Consider the following 21,587-nt stretch of genomic DNA (forward strand, 5'->3'; position numbering starts at 1 on the left):
TGACTCGAGCTCACGGATATAGGCCTGGGCGGCCGGCGGCAGTCGGGAGAAATCATCTTCGTTCATGCTGCTCAAGAGTTGGACCAGCCTACCGATGTGGGGGACACGATCATCCGGCTGTGGAGCAATCTGCCTGCCGCGGTGGGCGCACACGGGATCGCCCTGCTGTATCGCAGGCGCTGGCGTATCGAAGGCATGTTCCAGCGGTTCGAGTCTGTCCTTCACAGCGAGATCCGCACCCTGGCTTATCCACATGCCGCGCTGCTGGGCTTTACCGTCGCCGGGCTGGCGTACAACGCGGCCTGAGAGCCAGTTGTAATTGCCGAACCGGGTTCGCATCAGTATTTACCCTGGCAGGATGCGTGCGTTCGAAAGATCCATCGCCGGGAGCGCCAGCCGCGTCACCGAAAAAGCAAGGTTCTTCCGTTCCAATGTAACTCCCTCCTAGCCGCCGTTGTGCCAGCGGCACTGACCGTGGCGCGTTCTCCTCCGGTAAACCCTCATTTCGACGCTCTTCGGCTCGCATTTCGCGAGAAACATGAGAGCCTTGGACGCGGTCTGCTAGAGTACCGGCTAGTAGGGCCGACAATGGGGAGCGATCTCGCTAAGCGGAGGCTCCCAGAATGCGATGTGCAAAATGGAGGACTCAGCTGCTTGCGGGGTACCGATCGATGGAACAATTCACGCGCATTAAAACATTCATAAAGGCGGTCGAAGCGGGCAGTTTTTCAGCAGCTGCGCGGGACGTTTCCTCTGTCAGTTCGGTTGCGCGCCAAGTCAAGTCCCTTGAAGAGGAGTTAGGCGTCAGATTGCTCAATCGGAGCAGCCGAAATCTGTCGCTAACGGACGCCGGTCGTCGGTTCTTCGAACGCACCACCGGTATCGTCCGCGACCTTGAGACTGCTGTTTCCGAGGCGAAATCTCTTCAGGAGGACGTCAGAGGGCTCCTGCGGGTTGCACTACGTGTATCAGCGGGCACCACGGTGGTTGTGCCGGCGCTCGCAAAGCTTCAGGCGCGCTATCCAGAACTATCTCTCGATATCTCCCTCGTCGACGAGCGACGCGACCTTATTTCGAGCAACATTGACGTTGCCATGTGGTTAGGCGATTTGCCAAATGCCGACATCGTTGCTCGCCGACTTAGCCCGAATCGGCGCATCGTTTGCGCGGCCGAAGGCTACCTCGAAAGGTTCGGAGTTCCTGAAACGCCCCAAGAGCTTACCAAGCACAATTGTCTGGTCTTTTCTGGAGCGCCTTACAGTGGTGGTTGGAGCTTTACACGGGACGGCACTGTTGAAAAGGTTGAGGTGAAGGGAAATATTCGATCTGACAACGCCCTGGTGCTCCTCTCCGCGGGAATAGCCGGGCTTGGCCTCATCATCGTACAGGAGTGGATGGTGCGGCATCATATTGCGGACGGCAGGATGAGACGGGTGCTAGAACCCTGGTCTGTTAGTCCGCGGCCGGGCGACGGCGATCTATACGCTGTCTATCCGTCCAGTCGTGGCGTCTCTCGCAACGTCCGGGTTTTCGTCGATTTCTTAATCGAAATATTTGGTGCAGAGATCGACAACAGCCGTCCTGACCGACCTTGATAGGTGGTCCGCCCTCTCCGGAGCGCAACTTTGCTGTCGCCCCTGCTCCTCCGCGATAGCTGATTTGTGCTGGACACCGTGCCATTGAGCCGGAGCGGAATCGCCAGACTGGCAACGCCCACTCCTCAACGATTGAAATAAGGCTCACTTGAACTGAGGGGCGTGCGGAGGTGAACTTGCTACTTCCGTGCGTTTGTCCGTCGCCTGCGTAGCATCGTCATACCGGTGTCGTCGCCGCCGGTATGACGAGCGGCTCACAACTGGCTGATTCACGTCGGTGACCGGCATGGTCATGCGGTGTCGGGAATCAAATCGGCCCTTACCACGGTTCTCGGTGCCGGGTTCAAGCCTGCCAAGCGCGCCCGTTCTTTGCAGGCAGGGCAATGTTACTTGCCATCCTGCAGTCTGGCTGGCCAAGAATCGCACTCTTATACTTCGTCTCATCAATAGGTGCTACCGCAGCAAAGCGGGGCCCATACAAGATTGGAGACGATGATGGCGACGGAAAGATTTACGGCGTGTTACGCACACAGAATTCCGACGGAGCCGCGATCAACGGGGCGAGACCAATATGTTGATGTGCTCGGTGCCCACTCGCGACCGACGCTGGTGTCAGTGGCGACCGACTTATCCAGCAAGCAATTGTGGTTCGCCCTATGAATATGTCCGCGACCACCCAAACGTCTGGAATGCGCCCCGGGTCCAACTTGCAGTCCGAGAACCCACTCCAGTCGCGTGCAGATTCCCCTTTGCTTGTCGGTCGAGGGCTGACTAAGACGTACGGTCGGATAACCGTCCTGCGTGACGTAGATTTGTCTGTTAAGCCCGGCGAGTTACTCGCCGTTGCCGGCGAAAACGGCGCTGGCAAATCGACGTTGATGAAAATCCTGACCGGGGTAATTCCCCACGGAGAGTACGAGGGGTCGATCGAACTGGGAGGCGAACCGCAGCAGTTTTCGTCGGCTCGCGCGGGCGACGCAGCTGGCATCGTTCTCGTTCCTCAAGAGCTGCACGTGGTCCCTCATCTTTCTATTGCGGAGAACATGTTCGCCGGACACATGCCAGGGCGGTGGGGACTTTACGATGAGCAAACTGCGGTTAGATGGGCGCGTGATGCGCTCAGTACATTCCAGCTCAAGTTCGACCCGCGAGCGCGTTGCTCGTCGCTTACGCCATCTGAAAGACGCCTAATCGTTTTGGCGGCAGCGCTGCACCGGTCTGCTCGGGTTTTGATTTTGGACGAGCCGACCGCGGCACTAACTGACGTAGAGGCTGCAGTACTGCTCGATCAGTTGCGTTCCATACGTGACTCCGGTGTAGCAATCATATACATCACTCATCGACTGGACGAGCTTGATCAAATAGCTGACCGCGTGACGGTCTTGCGCAACGGCGCGGTAGTCTCCAACTATGAGACGGTGCCGCCGAGGGCTCAGCTAGTCGCAGCAATGCTAGGCAACACGATCCAGATGGTTCAGCAAAAAACTGAGCACGAATTGCCGCCACGAGCGGGTGCCCCGGTGCTGAAAGTGCAGGACATGTCGGTTTATGCAAATAACAGTCGCACCCGCCCTCGCGCGCTGAACGTTAGCTTCGAGGTTTTCCCAGGGGAAATCGTTGGCTTGTATGGGCTTGTTGGGGCTGGGCGCACTGAGCTTTGTCGAGCTCTTTATGGGGCTTGGCCCGGGCCGGTAACGGGCAAATGCTCAATCGCCGGCGCCGAAGGGATCCCGGGAAGCACGCATTCAGCAGTCGGAAGAGGCCTATCTCTCCTAGCAGAAGATCGGAAATCGCAGGGAGTGCTCCACGGCCAGTCGGTCGCGTCCAACATGACTGCGTCGATGTTAGACGACCTGAGCTCGCTTCGCTTGTTCATCAATCGAAGGAAGGAACGCGAGCAAGTCGCCGACCTCATGCAGCAGTTGGGCGTCAGACCCGCACGTTCCGACATTGCCATCGACGCTTTAAGCGGCGGGAACCAGCAGAAGGTGCTGCTCGGCCGATGCCTTGTTAAAGGGTTGAAGATTTTGATTCTTGACGAACCGACTCTCGGAGTGGATATCGGTGCTCGGCAAGACATTTATCGCCTCATACGGAGAATTGTTGAAGAGCTTCGTATCGGGGTGCTGTTCATCTCTAGCGACGTAGAGGAGGTGCTAGCAGAATCTGACCGCGTGCTCGTTATGTATAAGTGCCGCATACAAGGAGAGTTTTCGCGATCAGCGACTGCTCACGATTTGCTGTCAGCCGCAACTGGAGCAGTGAACACATGACAACGCATTATTCGACTCCTAACACGGAGTCCGGCAGCGGTTCCAGGACTTGGACATCAGTCCTTCGCTTACTAACCTCCCGTTCGACGGTGCTTTTGCTAGCCGCCGCGCTGTTGGTTCTGTATTTCGAGCATGCCTCGGGCGGGATATTCGTTACCGCCACAAACGCATCACTGCTGTTGCGGCAAACGGCCGTAGTGGCCGTTGCGGCGGCGGGCATTGCCATCTTAATCATCATGGGAGAGATCGATCTTTCGATTGGTAGCTCGGCATTTCTAACCGGACTTGTGGCGGCGCAGTGTCAGGTCGCGGGTTGGGGCGTTGCACCTAGCGTCATGGCGGCCGTAGGCACGGGGATCGCATTGGGTTTCGTGCAGGGGCTTGTAATTACCCGCCTCGCATTGCCCGCGTTCGTCGTAACGCTCGCAGGCCTGCTTCTCTGGCGAGGAATAGGCCTGATGTGGACCGACGCTGCAGCGATCGGCCCTGTCAGCCCCGAGTTCGCCGACTTGACTGAGGGACGTATGTCCTCCCTCTCAACGACCGCGTTGGCAGCGCTCGTTGTGGCATACGGACTTTGGTCCGCGTACCGCCGATACACGTCTGTTAAACAGGAACAAGGGAATGTCGCGATCACCCCTATTCTTGCCGCGGTCGCTGCATCGACTGTGCTGGCCGGAGCACTGCTGTGGATCGGTGCCGGCCGCACCGGCCTTCCCAACGCCATTCTATGGATCGCAGTGATCGTCATTGTCCTTGGCTTTGCACTCTCTCGCGCCAAATTCGGCCGTCGCGTGTACTTGGTCGGTTCCAATCGGGAAGCGGCGATGTATGCCGGGATCAGCGTGAACCGAATCGTGCTGCTGGGCTTCATCATCATGGGCGCGATCTATGGCATTGCCGGGACGATGCTTATTGCGCGAGTAGGAACGTCGACGGCCGACTCCGGTATCAATCTTGAACTTACTGCGATCGCAGCCGCCGTTATCGGTGGAGTGTCGTTGCGTGGCGGAATTGGGTCAATCGTTGGGGCGCTCCTTGGCGCCTTTCTCCTCTCCACAATCGACAATGGAATGTCCCTGCTTGGGGTCTCCAGTTACGCTGAGAATGTCGTCAAAGCGCTTATTCTCGTATTCGCCGTTGGCTTGGACGGATATTTTACGAGACGTCAGCAGATCCGGTGACCTTTCGAATTCCGAAACCTGAAACCCGGCCCATCAAATGCAAGGCAGATGTGGCATGGACTTTAACGAGGGTTCCTACGATTTTCTATAACCCGACCTCCTAAAAGGAATCACCATGAATCCCGTCTACAACTTTTCCGGACACGTTGCTTTGGTCACTGGCGCTTGCTCAGGCATGGGACTCGCAACTGCGCGTCAGTTCGCGCAAGCTGGCGCATCAGTCGGACTCGTCGATGTGAATCAAACCAGGGTCGCGGCGTTGGAGAAGGAATTTAAAGAAGCCGGCTACCAGGCTATCGGAATTCCGTGCGACGTGTCGAACGAACAACAAGTGGCGGACGCAGTTGAAAAGACTGTCGCCACGTTTGGGCGGTTGGACATGGCTTTCAATAACGCGGGCATTATTGACCCTCCCAGTGAAACCGCCGATGAACCTGCCGAGAACTTTGATCGTGTTAATGCAGTAAACGCACGTGGCGTGTGGGCTTGCATGAAACACGAACTTAGGCAGATGCGCAAGCAAGGTAGTGGAGCGATCGTCAACTGTTCTTCGCTTTCGGGCCTCGTGGGCGGAGCGGGGCGGGCGGCATATCATGCGTCGAAGCATGCCGTTATCGGAATGACAAGCAGCGCCGCGTTGGAGTACGCGGCGCGCGGCATCCGCATCAATGCAATCTGTCCGGGAACGATCGAGACGCCGATGGTCGCAACGATTGTCGAGAAAGGCGAGCTGGTGCTCGCCGATGCGCTGGCCGGTGCGCCCATCGGCAGAATCGGTCAACCCGACGAGATCGCGGCCGCCGTGCTCTGGCTTTGCAGCCCAGGTGCAAGTTACGTAATCGGTGTTGCCCTACCCGTCGACGGCGGCTTTGTAGCGCACTAGCAGCCGGACGGACTTCTTTTTCCTCCAAACTCACCCTAAGGAGAAGCCGATGGTTAGCGGAGTACGCCCCTTGCGCGCGGTAGTTACTCACTGGCTGACTTGTGGAAACGCTGAGAAAGTCCGTGTCACTGCCTTCAGGCACGGTGCGGCCAAACATGGTTCTTATGTGTGCGTCGAGGCCGTCGGATCCGACGGTCCTGTGGCTATGTTTTTCTTCCGTCATCTTGACGGATCATGGCGCATATAGCCGCCTAACAGAGAGCGTCTCGCCTTTCGAGTCGCATAGACAGGAGAACACATGCGCCTTCCCAGCTTAACAAAGGAAGAGCTGAACGCTAGTCAGCTTGCTTTATACAACTCCATCGTTTCGGGACCGCGATCTAACGGTCCGCAACATTTTCACTTGATTGATCACACGGGCGCGCTCACCGGTCCTTTTGGAATAATGTTGCATAACCCAGTTCTTTGCCGTCCTTTACAGGAATTGGGAGCCGCGATCCGATACCAAACGAGCCTCAGTGAAAGGATAAGAGAGCTGGCGATACTGAGCGTCGCTGCCGACACGGACAGCTCGTTCGAGCGTTATGCTCACGAACGGATTGGTCGTGCTATCGGCATGACAGAGCAAGAACTATCTGGTCTGAGAGAGGGGCGCTTCACAAGCGATGAACCAAAAGAGGCAGCAGCGTACGAACTCTGTGAAATGCTCAACCGCGGTCAACTGCCGTTGAGTGGTGATGATTTCGGCCGTCTGAGCGCTATCCTCGGAAATGATGTTCTACTCGAACTTGTCGTTTTAGTTGGATATTACCGAACGCTGTCTCAGCTTCTCCATGTTTTCGAAGTGGGTCCACCGCACGCCACTTGATATAGACGCGCACGGAAACCATTTGCCGCGGGTGCAAAGCTGCTTCTCGCCAGCCTCTATAGGCAATTCTGCTCGCCGCGGTCACACTCACTCAATAGATTGAGAAATGGGCGACCTGTCGCTTGAACAGTTATTTTCAAGGCAGATGTTCTCGAAGTTCCACCATAAGCGGAGGAGACATGCAGAATAAATTTAAGATCGACCAACTTGATGATGCGCAGGCTGATGCCGACTCGTGCGAGGCTGCACGGCAAGGCATGCATTTCGCTAAAAAGATGTGCGCTGCCGCGATCGTATCGCTTACGTTGACAGCGTTCGCGAGCGTCGCGAACGCCGGTGTGTTGATTGGAGTGGTATTCCCAACTCAGAATCAGGTACGCTGGGCATGGGAGCAGAAAATTCTTGTGGCGCAGGCGAAGGCCAATGGCGACGACGTAATCGTTCAATTCTCGAACGAGAGCGCGGCAATGCAAAAGAACCAAGTCGAAAGTATGATCCAGCGCAAAGTCAAGGTACTGGTCATGGCGGCGATCGACGCTCAAGCAGCCGGTAGCCTTGTTAAAGGAGCACAGGCACAAGGAATCAAGGTTATTACCTATGACCGTGGCGTTACCAGCGCGACAGCCGACTACCATATTTCCAGAAACAACTATGAGATGGGTACGATCCAAGCTGAATCTGCGCTCGGTGCGGTTCCTTGCGGAAAGTACGCGATTATCAGAGGTGATCAGTCGACGCTCGCGCAGGTTGACATGTCCAAGGCGTACGACAAGCTCATCAAAACTAAGGCTTGCGTCAATGTCGTTTACGACACTATGACGCCTGGCTGGGACACAAGCACTGCGCAAAGAGAGGCCGAAGCCGCACTGCAGAAGTCACCTGACATTAAAGCATTCGTTGTTATGTGGGACAACGGCGCTCAGGCTGTTGTTCAGGCCCTGAAGTCGGCCGGGAAGCGCCCCGGGGAGATCTGGGTAACTGGCTCCGACGCTTCAACACCGAGTTTGGCGTACATCGCGCAAGGTTGGCAATCGCAAACGACCTGGACTCCCATCGACAAGATGGCAAAAGATGCGGCGGATATTGCGCACGCATTGGGCTCGGGCAGTCCGACGCCGGCGCCAAGCGCGACGATCAACGGTGTTCCGACGGACTACGTCAAGCTCACCAGCGTCACTAAAGCGAATCTCTGCGGATTTGTCACGACAATCGCACCCAAAGGGTGGGTATCCGAGCAGCAGGTATTCGGCGCGGACGCTAAGACCTGTAAGTGACGGCCATGGAAAAACCCACAACTAAGCTGCGCCGGCTGCTTCGGCGGGAAGGGGTATTGGTTGCGGCCGGCGCGTTTGGTCCCATGCCAGCTAAGCTCGCGGTACAAGCCGGATTCGAAGCAGTCTACATGCCCGGCGGAGGCACTGCCCTAAATCGTCTAGGGTTCGCCGATCTCGGTCTGATCACTATGACGGAGATGGTCGAAAATGCTGCAGCGATTTCGCAGGCGGTTTCAGTGCCCGTGATAGCTGACGCGGACACGGGTTTCGGCAACCAACTCAATGTACAACGCGCGGTTCGAGAGTACGAACGTGCGGGAGTTGCCGCAATTCATATCGAGGATCAAGTTTTTCCCAAGCGATGTGGAAGTCTTTCTGGTAAGGCACTTGCACCACGTGAGGAGGCGGCACAAAAAATCGCCGCAGCTGTTGCAGCTCGCTCAGATCCGGACTTCTTGATTATTGCTCGTTGCGACGCACTTTCCGAAGAAGGAATGAGCGAGACAATTCGTCGTGGTCACGCGTATCTATCTGCCGGCGCTGATCTGCTGTTCATCGAATCGGCCAGTACGATTGAAGAGATCGAAGAGATACCGAAGCGATTACCGGCGGCGCACGTCTTCAACCTTCCTACAAGCGGCAAAACACCGCTGCTGTGTGCCGATGAGGTGTCAAAGCTCGGCTACAAACTCATGATTCTGCCGAACTTCGCAACGTTGGCAGCGATAAAGGCTATGTCTGAGGTGTTGTCGGAGATCAGGCGCACCGGCTCGGTAGCGGGAATTCTTGAGCGCTGCGCTTCCTTTCAAGAGTACACATCGTTGGGCGGACTCAGAGCATTCAACGAAGTCGAGAAGCGCTTTGCCACTCCCGACCCCTCGAGATAGTCCTCATGGTTGCCTGACGCAGAGTGAGTCTCTATGCGACCCGCGCTCGCGTTTATCTAGCAACTGTGTGCAAGGAACTGGTAGCTTTAAGGAAAACACAATGAACTCGGTAACTAGTGAGAATTGCCTTTTTATAGGTGGTGAATGGACGACTCCCGCCAGCGACGAACGCATCGATGTCATATCGCCAGTGACGGAGGAGGTCATTGCCTCGGTACCGGCAGGCACACGCGAGGACATTGATCGCGCCGTCGCGGCAGCTCATCGGGCCCTCACATCTGGGCCTTGGCCTAGCATGACCTTAGAAGACCGCATCGGTATTCTCGCCAGACTTCGAGATCTTATGGTCGACCAATCCGATCTCCTTGCGGATACGATTACGCAGGAAATGGGGTGTCCGATAAGTCAATCCCGGTCGATTCAAGTCGTCAACCCAGTACGTATCCTCGAAGCCTATCTCGAGACCGCTGCCCAGTATCCGTTCCGGTCTGTGCGTAGTTCTTCGTATGGGCACGCGCTCATTTTTCGAGAACCGGTTGGCGTCGTTGCCGGCATCGTACCGTGGAACGTTCCCTTGTCGTTGACTATGCAGAAGCTCGTTCCTGCATTGCTTACCGGCTGTACGCTTGTTCTCAAACCGTCTCCCGAGACGCCACTGGATGCGTATCTTGTTGCAAGGATGCTGGAAAAGGCAGGTTGCCCCCCTGGTGTCGTTAACATTGTTCCAGCAGGTCGGGAAGTCAGCGAATATCTCATTTCTCACCCGGGCGTCAATAAGGTGACGTTTACAGGTTCTAGCGCGGCTGGCAGGCGAATCGCCGAGATTTGCGGGCGCGACTTGCGTCGTGTCACCCTTGAACTAGGGGGGAAGTCGGCAGCTATTGTTCTCGAGGACGCAGACCTAGACCAAACTGTAGCCGCCTTGCGGCTCGGCTCCTTTCGTAACAACGGCCAGATTTGCACGTTGAAGACGCGTATTCTGGTTCCTGTCGGTTTGCAGGAGGAGTTTGTCGATCGCATAGGTTCGCTCATCGACTCGATGCAGATCGGCGATCCTCGGGATGCCGCCACAGATATCGGACCGCTCGTAAGCGAGCGGCAACGCAATATAGTTGAAGGTTACATCGCGTCGGCGCTCGCAGACGGCGCTCGACTCACGAAGGGGGGCAGGCGGCCCGACATTGACCGCGGGTGGTTCGTCGAACCCACAGTATTCGCTGACGTAGGCCCCGACACCACAATCGCGCAGCAAGAGATATTCGGACCGGTCATAGCTGTGATTCCGTACGATGGCGAAGAGGAAGCGATTTCCATCGCGAATAATACGCGCTATGGCCTCAACGGCTCGGTCTTCACGACAGACATTGACCGTGGTATCAGCGTTGCAAGGCGTATGGAGACAGGAACCGTGGAATTGAACGGTAACTCCGCTGGATTTCGTGCCCCAATGGGAGGCGTTAAGCATAGCGGCCTCGGGAGAGAGTTCGGACCCGAAGGACTTGATCCATTCGTCGAATTAAAGTCAGTTGGGATCCCGGGCGAAGTCGCCGCCCGACTGAAATGAAAACGAGACACACCGTCAAGCACAAGCTGTACGGGGCCACTCGCTGAAATATGGAATCGAGCAACATCTCATCAGGTAACAGAAGAGCTACGTGACACAGCGGAGCGTCCTTAGTCCGCTAAACAGATAAGTTGAATTCGGAGAGAGGTAGCTATGGTAACGGAATCGAAGGTGGGAGTAGTAATCGGAGGTGGTAATGGGATCGGGGCTGCTTGTTGCCGATTGATGGCGCAGCAAGGATGGCGAGTAGTCGTTGTTGACCTGAATAAAGAATCGGCCGAGGAAGTGGCGAAGGAACTTGGCGGATCTTCTTACCCCCTTGATATTAGTGACCTTGCCTCCGTAGAGCTTATCAGCGATCTTGTTGAAAAAGACGTTGGTCCGGTGAGCGGGTTGGTGGTTGCGGCTGCGGCGTTTCAAGATACAAAGTTCGCGCCGGATGAATTCCCTATGGACATGTGGCGCCGTATTGTCACAGTCAATCTGGAGGGTGCGTTCAACGCTAACCGGGTGTTTGCGGCGCGCATGGCGCGATTGGGTCGTGGAAGCATCGTCAACGTCGCTTCGATCGCAGGGCACGGTTCGTCGCCCCAGCACGCTTATGGTCCTACCAAGGCCGCTGTGATCAATATGACGCAAAATTTCGCAGCTCAATATGGCAAAAGTGGAGTACGTGTCAATTCGGTTTCCCCCGGTGCAGTGCTTGTGGCTCGTGTAAAGGCTCGGCCGCCGGGTCGATATGCCGGTGATATTGACTCACAAATGGCGTTGGGAAGACGTATCGAGCCGGAGGAAATCGCCAACGGAGTAGAATTTTTACTCTCGGATCGCGCCTCAGCGATCACGGGCACCGATTTGCTTATCGATGCCGGCTGGGCGGTAGCCAATCCGTGGAGCATTTTCGGGGGGGTCCCGGGACCTGTCACGCAACAGCAGTAAGTCGTGTGAGCGTCCCGGCTGGAGTCGTGCCGCTCTTTGAATGTTTTGATAGTGAATTGCGAGACTAGACATGCAGACGAGCATCGCCGAACAATTAGCGCACTTCGTTTCGGGCACCGACTTTGGCGATCTGCCCGAAGACGTGATCTTGGAATCTAAGAGAATCTTATTGGATTCCTTAGGTTGCGCGATCGCGGGCGGGAACGATACAAAAGGCCGAATTGGCATCGAATACGGACGGATCCTAGGCGCAGGGCAGCGAGACGCAACGATCTTTGGTGCAAGCCATCGGTCATCGATCTTCGGTGCCGCGTTCGCTAACGGTGAGCTTATCAATGCCTTGGATTTTGACGCCATCCTTCCTCCAGGGCACGTCTCACCGTATGTCCTGCCTGGCGCGCTAGCTGTTGCAGAGGTGGACGGTGTCACCGGACAAGCACTAGTCAAGGCCATCGCCGTTGCACACGAGATGTCAAATCGGTTCGGCAAGGCAATGGATTACATCAGGGATACTGTTGATGGCAAGTACACCATGCCGGCCGTCTTGGGATACAACAGCACTATCTTCGGTGCAACAGCGGCCATAATGCAGTTGCGTGAAGCAAGCCCGGACATGACCGCGCATGCCCTCTCAATTGCCGCAAGCATCACACCGGTCAACTCCCATCGTTCCTGGATTGAGCATACGCCAGTTTCAACCATTAAGTACACGATGGCAGGTCCAATTACACAGACCGCTTTGACCGCGGCTCATATGGCCTTGTTAGGTCACAGGGGCGATCCGCGCGTTTTTGACGACGCGGAGTTCGGCTATCGACGTTTTATCGGAAGCACCCGCTGGAGCCCAGAAGCGCTGACCGTCGATCTAGGAAGGAGCTGGAGGTTCCAACGGGAGAACTCGTTCAAGCTTTACCCGCACTGCCGCGCACCGCACGGCCTTATCGATCTCCTTGGAGGCATCATTGACGAAAATGCGTTGGATGCAACGGAGATCGAAGCGATCCGCGCATGGGGTGAAGGGCACGTAGACCGCCCTTGCTGGACGGTAAGCGAGATCGACGATCCTGTAGAGGCGCAATTTAGCACCGCGCACGGTCTAGCCGTCGCTGCCCAGCGGCTTCCTTCTAGCAAAATCTGGCAGTCGCGGGAAGTCGTATTTGCGCCGCAAGTACTAGACTTGATGCGCAAGGTCTCATATCAGATCCACCCCGACTGGGCGTCATCAATTGCTTCTGATCCGGCTGCCCGTCCGTCTCGCATCGAAGTCGACGCTCGCGGACGCACTTTTGTGGCTGAGCTTCGTTACCCCCGTGGAACCCCTGGCGCCGCTGGCGGGATTGCTATGACGGATCAAGAGTTGACGGACAAGTTTCGGACCAACGCTGACGGAATAATTCCTCCGCATACTGTTGAAGACGCTATTTCGTCAATCATGAATCTCGAGTCTGTTGGCGATGTCTCTGAACTCCTCAGATCGCTCGGAACATCCGAACACTGACCGACCGCGCGCGGCACCGACGTCGAACTCCATGTGAGGCATGGAAGTATCTCCCGTCGGTTTGCTTAATATTGGCCGCTGAAAGGTCAAATCGTGGCATTTCTTTGATATCGAGCTACGCATGGAAACGTACGATTACATCATCATCGGTGCGGGGTCAGCTGGCTGTGTCCTTGCGCGCTACCTCTCAGATGACCCAGCCAACAAAGTATTGCTTCTTGAAGCCGGTCCGAAATCGGACAAGTTTTGGGTGAACACACCGGCCGGTATGGCGAAGCTTTACTTCGACAAGAAGTTGAATTGGAACTATTTCACTGAGCCATCGACAACCCTAAGCGGACGCCGCGTATATTGGCCGAGAGGCAAAGGGTTGGGCGGGTCGAGCTCCATAAATGGAATGATTTACATACGGGGGAATCGCAAGGACTTCGATTATTGGGAAAGCCTTGGAAACAGAGGATGGAATTACGACAATGTGCTCCCGTACTTCAAGGCTATAGAGCACAACGAGCGCGGCGCAAGTAAGTATCGTGGTGTCGAGGGTCCTCTCTGGATCAGCGATCCTGCTGTAAAGATGCAGAGTTCATATGCCTTCATTGAATCTGCTCGGACAGTTGGAATTCCGATTACGGAAGACCTGAACGGTGAACTGCATGAAGGTGTTGGATTCATGCAGCACACTATTCGGGCAGGTCGGCGGCAATCTGCGTACGTGGCTTTCCTGAAGCCTGTTTTAGATCGACCGAATTTGACAATCAGAACCGATTGCCTCGTACAACGCATCGTTCTGGAAAACAAGCAGGCGTCAGGAGTTGAAGTGCTTGAGGGGGGGCAACGAAGGCAAATCGCGGCTTCAAGAGAGGTGATACTTTCTGCCGGTGCACTGAACTCCCCGCAGATCTTGATGTTGTCGGGTATCGGTCCCGCGGGCGAGCTGCAGAAGCATGGAATTGACACAATTGTCGAGTCTCCTGGCGTAGGTTCGAATCTCCAAGATCATCTTGTCGTCCACACTGCATACCGCTCGGCAGAGGCAAGCTCGTACAACCGCAACATCCGGGGCATTAGAAAGTACATTGAAGGGGCTCGATATCTGCTGACTAGTGGAGGATATCTCGCGCTGGGTGCATCTCAAGTGGCGGCATTCGTGAAAAGTCGCCCCGAGGCAGAATACGCAGATCTGCAAATTAGCTTCAGGCCGATGACTTTTAAGTTTCACCCCAGCGGACAGGTCGATGTAGATGCCGTGGCTGGCATTGGTGTGTCCACGTACCTGATGCGGCCGCGCGCTTCAGGGCGCGTGTTGCTTCGATCAGCTAATGCGATGGACGCGCCAAGTTTCACCGCTAACTACCTTGAGAACAAGGAAGACCTCGCCGATATCATTCAAGGCGTCAAGATCATACGAAGGATCATGGATGCGGAGCCCATGTCTTCGCATGTGCTCAAAGAGCAACTGCCGGGAAGTCACGTTGTAAGCGATGAAGAAATCAGAGCGTTCATCGCAGAGACCGGCAACACAGCTTCGCATCAGTCCGGTACGTGCAAGATGGGCCGAGACGGGATGTCGGTAGTCGACGACCGGCTTCGTGTAATTGGCGTTCAGCGACTTCGTGTCGTCGATGCGTCGATCATGCCGCGGGTGACGACTGGCAACACCAATGCCCCGTCGCTGATGATTGGCGCGAAGGGGGCAGATATGATAAGGAAAGATGCTCTTCCGAGGCGTGAGCTGCTCGAAAGCACAACCTGAAGACAACTCGCCATTAACGAGCCGGAACGAAATGCTTGTGTCGTGACGTCCGGCTCCGCACGGGATCGCGGCAGTCGATTACCCACGTTGCACCGTCAATCCTCCCAATCACTTAAGCAACGGTAGTTGCGTTGGCGCGGCCGTGAGCCGCCGTAGCAATCAAGCACCCTAATCGCTCCGAGACGATACGGTACCGGACGTGCTTTATATCTGAATCCGCAAAACGAAAGGCGAGTTTTCCTTGGGATCCGCATACGACGGTAGCGGGCACTGGTCCAACCCACCTGGCTTGCAGACAGCGCAAAGATGCTTGGCGTAGCGCTTAATAGGCAGTCCCGCAAGGAGGGGGCAAACTTCACTTGCAGGTTGATGGTCGAGCCCTCGCTCAGCCGCTGATTTCTTCCCTCGAGCCGATCTCCGCAAGACGCGCGACAAGGAGACGGTGAGTAAGCAATTGGTTGAGAAAAGCAAGACTTCGCCTACGAGTACGACGTCTAACTATCCCTCAGTGGTGATGGATTGCAGTCTTCATTGCCCTCCGCCGAAAGAGAAATTAAGCGATGACTAGCCCCGAAAGCATTGACTCCGACGATTTTCGTCAACGTTTGGCAGAAGCTCTGCCCTCTGCGAACATCCCCACGCTACTTTTGCTGCTTCACCAATTCACCGGCGAAGAGCGTTGGCTCCAGGCGCCTTACATTGTCGATCGTAGCCGCTGGGACGACAACGATTCCGGGGGGCTGCCCGATGCGATCCAGGACGAGGTCCGTGCGGCAGCACTCGATACAATCACTGCCTGGCGCGCCGGCAAGCCGATTGCCAAACCCGATCTCACAGCCGACGAGCTGATTCGGATGATGTCGTTCTCGGAATCTTCAAAGATTCCGCAGGAATACGCCGGCCTGATGATGCACCGACTTAAGCGTTACTCTGGTGCTGCTCCCGAACCGGTCGCCCTAAAAAAAGGATTCCATGCGTTAATTATTGGCGCTGGAATGTCTGGCGTAGTCGCTGCTTTCCGCCTTCGACAACTTGGAATTCCTTTTACCATCATTGAGAAGCAAGACCGCGCCGGCGGTGTATGGCATTCGCATCATTACCCGGGCTGCGGCGTAGACACACCGGGCCACTTGTATTCGTATACATTCGCGAGTGGCGACTGGTCGATGTATTTTCCTCTGCAAGAGGAAGTCGAGGGTTACTTCAACCGGGTCGCTAGACAGACAGGGGTTGAAGAGCTCGTACGATTTGGGACCGAATGCGTCTCAACCCGTTACGACGAGGAAAGCCACACTTGGCATTCTCGCCTTCGGCTACCGGACGGCAGCGAAGAAGTTCTGGTGACGAATGTCGTCATCTCGGCGGTCGGTGCTTTTACCACGCCAAAGTTTCCGCCCATTCCCGGCTTGCAAGAGTTCGACGGGCCAATGGTTCACACGTCGAAGTGGGATCCGACGATCGACCTTCACGACAAACGTGTAGCCGTGATCGGCAATGGTGCAAGCGCCATGCAACTTGTCCCTGCCATTGCTGACACTGTTAAGTCTCTGACGGTTTTCCAGCGCTCAAAGCAGTGGGCGGCCCCGTTTCCAAAGTTCCGAAAGAAGGTTCCTGAATCCGTCCGATTGCTCTTTCGTGAGGTGCCACATTATGAATGGTTGTATCGACTGCGTTTGAGCTGGATCTTCGACAGCCAGGTGCACGAAACTCTGCAGAAAGACCCGGAGTGGCCGCACCCCGAACGTTCGATCAACGCAACGAACGATGGACACCGTGAGGTCTTCACCCGATACATTAAAGAGCAATTGGGGGATCGTCTGGACCTGCTTGAAAAGGTCACGCCGACCTTCCCTCCGTTTGGCAAGCGCATGTTGCTGGACAACGGGTGGTACAAGAGTTTGCTCAAGCCGCAGGTTGAGCTGATCGATGGACCGGTGAACAAAATTGAGGGCAAGACCGTCTATGGTCCTGACGGCGAAAAGCGCGACGTTGATGTACTTGTCGTTGCGACAGGATATGATGTTTCGCGTTTTCTTTCGCCCGTCGAGGTGATCGGTCGGCAAGGAGTCACTGTTCGAGAAGCGTGGGACGACGACGATTCGCAAGCGTATCTCGGTACCGTAGTTCCAAATTTCCCCAATTTTTTCATGCTGTATGGACCGAACACTGCGCTTGGGCACGGCGGCAGCTTCATCTTTACAGTCGAATGCCAGGTGGACTTCGTTTTAAGTATTCTTCGCCAAATGGCAGAATTCTCTCTCGTTGAGGTTGAATGCCGACAGGATGTGTACGACACCTATAACCAGCATATCCAAGCTATGCACCAGAAGATGATTTGGAGCCACCCTGGCATGTCAACGTATTTCCGCAACGCCCGCGGTCGAATTGTGACCAACAGCCCATGGCGTCTCGTCGATTACTGGAAGTTGACGCGGCAGGCTGACCTTGCCGATTTTTACACCGTACCCAAGGCTCCTAACAGCCAGCACCGTACTGAGAGCGTTCCGACCGAGTTCGAGTACACCGCCGATCCTGAGCCGTATCACTTCCAGCCCGGATCGACCTCAGCGTAAATCATGCGATCGTTGGGCCCAAGCGCTGCCTCCGAGCGGTTTGGCCTTATCGTTTGCGGCAGGAACGGGATATGAGGCTGTCGTAAGTCTAGGAAGCAAAGCTAGCCGGATAGCTGAGCGAGTCCTGCGCAGCCCATTTAATGACGTATCTGGGTTGTCGAATCGACGGCGTAAAGCGGGCTCGGTACCACTACTGACACTTGCGCGGCGCTGCTCATGAGCTGTTGCACGACCGTACGTCGACAGCCATTTGATGTCGCATGTTCATACGAATTATCGGCTTTACAGCGCGAGCGGGACACTCGGCGAGAACCTATCGTGTCGAGGCGCACGCCCGCGCGCGGGTAATTCGGTGTCGTCCCGTCAAGCTGGTTGAATCCCGGAGAAAGTCTCAGCACGCGCTAAGCGCGGATGCCGTTGTCTTTCTTTGAGCAGCGTTCTCCACCTAGGTGCAGGTTAGAAGCGAGAAGCTTCGCTTTCTGCCTAAGAGCGAGTAACGACTACTCGTCAGCAAGCCCCTCGCTGACTTTGCTCCCAGAGCAACGCTCCTTGCCGTTCTGATGGCTGGCACGTACCGTTCCGGGCTCCTAGACTTAACGTAACCTTCCCGATTCGACGCGAAGTCTAGCAGGCTGTTGAAATATCCCTGCCTGAACGCGCGCCCGCTCATTCGAAAGAGTCAACGCGACGTAGAGTCGCAATTAATTTGACGCCGAACTCCGTTGATTCAGGTGCTGCTAATGTTGAATTTTCCTCCGCCTTCGCTCTCATGCCGCCCCAGTGGCAAGCGTTCGCATGCGCGTCGGGTTGTAGGCTGCCTGGGGCAACAGAAAGAGTTAGTCGACGCTCTTCAGACCACGGTACATCGCGCGCCGAATCCTCCCGATTGTCTTGCTCCTACCAAACACCTGCTCAATGCATTTGCGTTTGCGGTGACTGATAGCGTAGCCGGGCCAACGGGTCGTTCGAGCATCGATGGCGGAGCCGCCTGCGCGGCCGAAGTTCGGCGCCACGTGCGGGGTCCCATTGTTGGCGCGGCGCGTTGCCACAAAGCCCGCTGTGTCGTAGTTTTCATCAGCGCCTACGGCAATGGACGTGCCGGCGAATCGCGCAGCGCCCGCAAGCATCTGCGCTGCCGTGTCTCGCTCGGCCATGCCGTCCGCCTGCGTGACCTGTGTAACCGATCGCAGCGGGTGATTGGCCGGAACGAAGTCATACAGCTTGGTCATCGTGAACATCGATTTGGAATAGCTGTCCGCTCCGCGCGTCGTTTCGGTCTCGGTGTTGTTCGATTCGTTGAATCAATGTTTGCCCCTCCCACTTGGATGACCCACGTGGAGGGTATTTCAACAGCCTGCTAGAGATTGAAGCGCATCTTGCGGTCAAACGACTTGCGGACTGAAACCGTGAGCGAAAACACATCGGAGACGACATGGACACGGTAGAACAACGTGCGATCAGACGCATTTCGAAGCGCCTTATCCCGCTGATCACAATCTCTTTTTTCATAAATTTCCTCGACAGGACGAACATCGGGATCGCTGCCCTGCAGATGAACAGGGATCTGGGCCTCACAGCATCGATGTTTGGTTTCGGAGCGGGACTCTTTTTTGTTACCTACTGCATCTTGGAAGTGCCATCTAACTTGCTGCTAGAGAAGTTCGGTGCGCGCCGTTGGATTGCTCGGATCATGCTAACTTGGGGAGTGATCGCCGGGGGAATGGCTTTTGTGCAGGGTTCGACCAGCTTTTACATCCTGCGCGCTTTGCTCGGCGTCGCCGAGGCCGGTTTTTTCCCAGGGATGATCTTTTACCTCACAATGTGGTTTCCAGAGGCGTATCGCGGACGGGCGATGAGCTATCTGGTCGTCGCTGCTCCTGTCTCATTTCTGATTGGTGGCCCACTCTCGGGCTCGTTGCTGAATCTTAACGGTCTGCTGAATCTGCGCGGCTGGCAGTGGCTGTTCCTTATCGAAGCTGCGCCGGCGATCATCATGTCCGTCATCATTCTGACGATGTTGACCGATCGCCCGAGCGAAGCGAAATGGCTAGCGCAAGACGAAAGGGATTGGTTGACAAAGCAGCTCAACGAGGAGCGTCGACTTCGCGATGGGGCGCGGAGCCATTCTGTCATTCAAGCGCTTACCTCGCCCAAAGTACTGATGCTCGCAGCCGCAAATTTCAGTGTCGTACTGAACGTGTACGGCGTCGTGTTCTTCTTGCCTCAGATTGCTAAAGGTTTTGGGGTGAGCGATCTAAGAGCAGGGTGGATTACTGCGATTCCATTCATTGCGGCTACGTTCGGAATCCTTTGGGCGGGACGCCGGTCCGACATGCAAGGAGAGCGCCGCTTCCACACAGCAGTGCCCATCATTGCGATGGCCCTTGCGATGGTCGTTGCCGCTTCTGTTCAAAATCCGTACGTAAAGATGGTCGCTTTCAGCGTTGTGGCTTTCGGCGCCTACTGCTCCATTCCTCCGTTTTGGGCATTGCCGACGACACTTCTCTCGGGAGCTGCTGCTGCGGGAGGTATCGCGCTAATTAACTCTATCGGCAATCTCGGGGGGTTTGCAGGGCCTTGGATAATGGGTCTCGCAAAAGACATCAGTGGTGATTTCTCAACTGCTCTGCTCGCGATGGCCGTCATGGATGTAATAGCGGTCATCATTGTGCTAAGTTTTCGCGCGCCACCATCAACGATGAACCAGGTCAAATTGCGACAAGTGTCGGACAAGGGGTAAGGGAGGCGGTAGCTGATCCCTTGCCCGATGCTACAGAGAACCGGATAGGAGGCGAGATGTTGCAGGTTTCATTTATGTCTCGTGGGTTGCTATTCTTTTTAGTCTGCTTCTTGTTCGGTGCCACTGAAGCCGAGGCGCACGCGTTTGCTGCGCCTTACACCCTCCCGGTACCGTTTTGGCTGTATGCATACGGATCGACAGCAGCACTCTTATTGTCGTTCCTTATCCTTGCTTTCTTTTCGTCGCCCCGTGTTCCGCAACATGGTGAAAGCGGTGCCGTAGCGTTAGTCGTAACGCGTAAGAAAGAGCTTAGGCTGCATCCGAAGGTAGAGACAGCGCTCAGATGTCTGAGCTTTGCCACTATAACGATTTGCATCGTCAGTGGTCTTATCGGGTCACCCAACCCGATGCTGAATTTCAATATGACTTGGTTCTGGATACTGTTCCTGTTGGTCCTAGCCTATCTCGCGTCTGTGATCGGCGATTTCTATCCACTGGTTTCACCTTGGTCTTTGCCTTTGAGCCTTATGCAGAAAATTTTCAAGGGACAAGGAGCCAAGTATCTGAACTATCCAAAGAAACTGGGGCACTTCCCTGCCGTAGGAGTGTACTTTGTACTCGTTGCTCTTGAGCTATTTGGAAATGGAAATCCGGCGACCTTAAGCCTTTTCCTCGCAGCATACTTCGCCTGGATGCTTTTCGGATCATTCCTCTTTGGTCCCTCGATATGGTTAGAGCATGCCGACACTTTTAGGCTTATGTTTAAATTGATAGGCATGCTTGCACCTGTCGAATGGTTGGGCGAGGACAGCCGGTGGCGAATTCGATTAAGGTGGCCGCTGGCAGGCTTGATGAAACCGACGCTAATACCTTTCAGCCTAACGTTTTTTATATTGTTCATGATTTCCTCCACCGCTTTTGACGGGATTCACGACACGTTTTTGTGGAATTCGGGATACTGGAAAAGCGTCTCGCCCGTTCTCATGTCGGCCGTGGGATCGCATCCGTCAGACACCGACGCTATCGCAGCCGAGATTTACTACGGCTGGCAGTGGCTTTGTCTGTTCTTGTCTCCGTTTGTATATTTGGTGGCTTATGCATTTGTGCTTTTCGTTGGCAAGTTTACGGTCGGTAGCCCTAGATCCGCTGGACAACTACTCTCGGATTTTGCACGCTCGTTAGTGCCGATCGCCTTCTTCTACCACGTCACGCATTACTTTTCTGTCGCGCTTAGCCAAGCTCCTCAGATCTATAGATTGATTTCCGATCCTTTCGGCTGGGGATGGAACTTATTCGGTACCGCGCAAGGCGCGCTTCGACCATTCATGATTGATGCTAGCGTGGTCTGGCATCTTCAGGTCGTGATGGTGCTGATCGGCCACGTTTTGGCAGTTTATATCGCGCATGGGCAGTCCTTCCAGAGCTTTCAAAGCCGCTCTAAGGCGCTCATCAGTCAGATTCCGATGATGACGCTGATGATGGGGCTGACAGCAAGCGGGCTATGGATCCTCTCCTTGCCGATGAATTCGGCCTGAACGTCAAGGCCTCGAGGGAGA

Annotated in this window: 14 protein-coding genes and 2 pseudogenes; 15 read left to right on the plus strand and 1 reads right to left on the minus strand. The window is 55.5% G+C overall.

Annotated features, from left to right (window positions below):
* Positions 1–75 precede the first annotated feature (75 nt).
* The 13 genes and pseudogenes from AB6809_RS34395 to AB6809_RS34455 all read left to right on the plus strand — a co-directional run.
* Positions 76–297: pseudogene (locus tag AB6809_RS34395) on the plus strand (IS4 family transposase); the annotation flags it as partial.
* Between the two features lie 374 nt (positions 298–671).
* Entirely contained in the window at positions 672–1,595 is a 924-nt protein-coding gene (locus tag AB6809_RS34400; RefSeq protein ID WP_371028323.1) for a LysR family transcriptional regulator, read from the plus strand.
* 689 nt (positions 1,596–2,284) lie between these two features.
* A complete protein-coding gene (locus tag AB6809_RS34405) occupies positions 2,285–3,868 on the plus strand; it encodes a sugar ABC transporter ATP-binding protein (protein ID WP_371028347.1) in 1,584 nt (527 codons plus the stop codon).
* Entirely contained in the window at positions 3,865–5,052 is a 1,188-nt protein-coding gene (locus AB6809_RS34410; RefSeq protein WP_371028324.1) for a sugar ABC transporter permease, read from the plus strand. Before AB6809_RS34405 ends, AB6809_RS34410 begins: the two co-directional genes overlap by 4 nt.
* 115 nt (positions 5,053–5,167) lie before the next feature.
* Entirely contained in the window at positions 5,168–5,935 is a 768-nt protein-coding gene (locus tag AB6809_RS34415; protein ID WP_371028325.1) for a glucose 1-dehydrogenase, read from the plus strand.
* Positions 5,936–6,233: 298 nt separating this feature from the next.
* Positions 6,234–6,803 (plus strand): carboxymuconolactone decarboxylase family protein, encoded by a 570-nt coding sequence (locus tag AB6809_RS34420; RefSeq protein WP_371028326.1) that lies wholly within the window; start codon positions 6,234–6,236, stop codon positions 6,801–6,803.
* A 179-nt stretch (positions 6,804–6,982) separates the two neighbouring features.
* Positions 6,983–8,077 carry a substrate-binding domain-containing protein gene (locus tag AB6809_RS34425; RefSeq protein ID WP_371028327.1) on the plus strand — a complete coding sequence of 365 codons (1,095 nt, stop codon included), beginning with the start codon at positions 6,983–6,985 and terminating at the stop codon, positions 8,075–8,077.
* A gap of 5 nt (positions 8,078–8,082) precedes the next feature.
* The gene (locus tag AB6809_RS34430) at positions 8,083–8,964 is read left to right on the plus strand and encodes an oxaloacetate decarboxylase (protein WP_371028329.1); all 882 of its coding nucleotides are present in this window, start codon (positions 8,083–8,085) and stop codon (positions 8,962–8,964) included.
* Between the two features lie 100 nt (positions 8,965–9,064).
* Positions 9,065–10,528: an aldehyde dehydrogenase gene (locus tag AB6809_RS34435; protein WP_371028330.1), complete on the plus strand. Its 1,464-nt coding sequence runs from the start codon at positions 9,065–9,067 to the stop codon at positions 10,526–10,528.
* Positions 10,529–10,681: 153 nt separating this feature from the next.
* Positions 10,682–11,467, plus strand: coding sequence for an SDR family NAD(P)-dependent oxidoreductase (locus AB6809_RS34440; RefSeq protein WP_371028331.1), 786 nt, complete (start codon positions 10,682–10,684; stop codon positions 11,465–11,467).
* 70 nt (positions 11,468–11,537) lie between these two features.
* A complete protein-coding gene (locus AB6809_RS34445; RefSeq protein ID WP_371028332.1) occupies positions 11,538–12,965 on the plus strand; it encodes an MmgE/PrpD family protein in 1,428 nt (475 codons plus the stop codon).
* Between the two features lie 121 nt (positions 12,966–13,086).
* Complete coding sequence (locus AB6809_RS34450; protein ID WP_371028333.1) at positions 13,087–14,718, plus strand: GMC family oxidoreductase; 1,632 nt, start codon at positions 13,087–13,089, stop codon at positions 14,716–14,718.
* A gap of 560 nt (positions 14,719–15,278) precedes the next feature.
* Positions 15,279–17,291, plus strand: a complete 2,013-nt coding sequence (locus AB6809_RS34455) for a flavin-containing monooxygenase (protein ID WP_371028334.1) — start codon at positions 15,279–15,281, stop codon at positions 17,289–17,291.
* Between the two features lie 767 nt (positions 17,292–18,058).
* Here AB6809_RS34455 and AB6809_RS34460 read toward each other — a convergent pair.
* Positions 18,059–18,472: pseudogene (locus AB6809_RS34460) on the minus strand (IS5/IS1182 family transposase); the annotation flags it as partial.
* 251 nt (positions 18,473–18,723) lie between these two features.
* On the opposite strand from AB6809_RS34460, the gene AB6809_RS34465 reads away from it, so the two are divergent.
* Complete coding sequence (locus AB6809_RS34465) at positions 18,724–20,031, plus strand: MFS transporter (RefSeq protein WP_371028335.1); 1,308 nt, start codon at positions 18,724–18,726, stop codon at positions 20,029–20,031.
* Positions 20,032–20,087: 56 nt separating this feature from the next.
* Positions 20,088–21,566, plus strand: a complete 1,479-nt coding sequence (locus tag AB6809_RS34470) for a hypothetical protein (RefSeq protein WP_371028336.1) — start codon at positions 20,088–20,090, stop codon at positions 21,564–21,566.
* The last annotated feature ends 21 nt before the right edge of the window (positions 21,567–21,587 follow it).

The organism is Paraburkholderia sp. RCC_158, assembly GCF_041355255.1.
Classification (GTDB): domain Bacteria; phylum Pseudomonadota; class Gammaproteobacteria; order Burkholderiales; family Burkholderiaceae; genus Paraburkholderia; species Paraburkholderia graminis.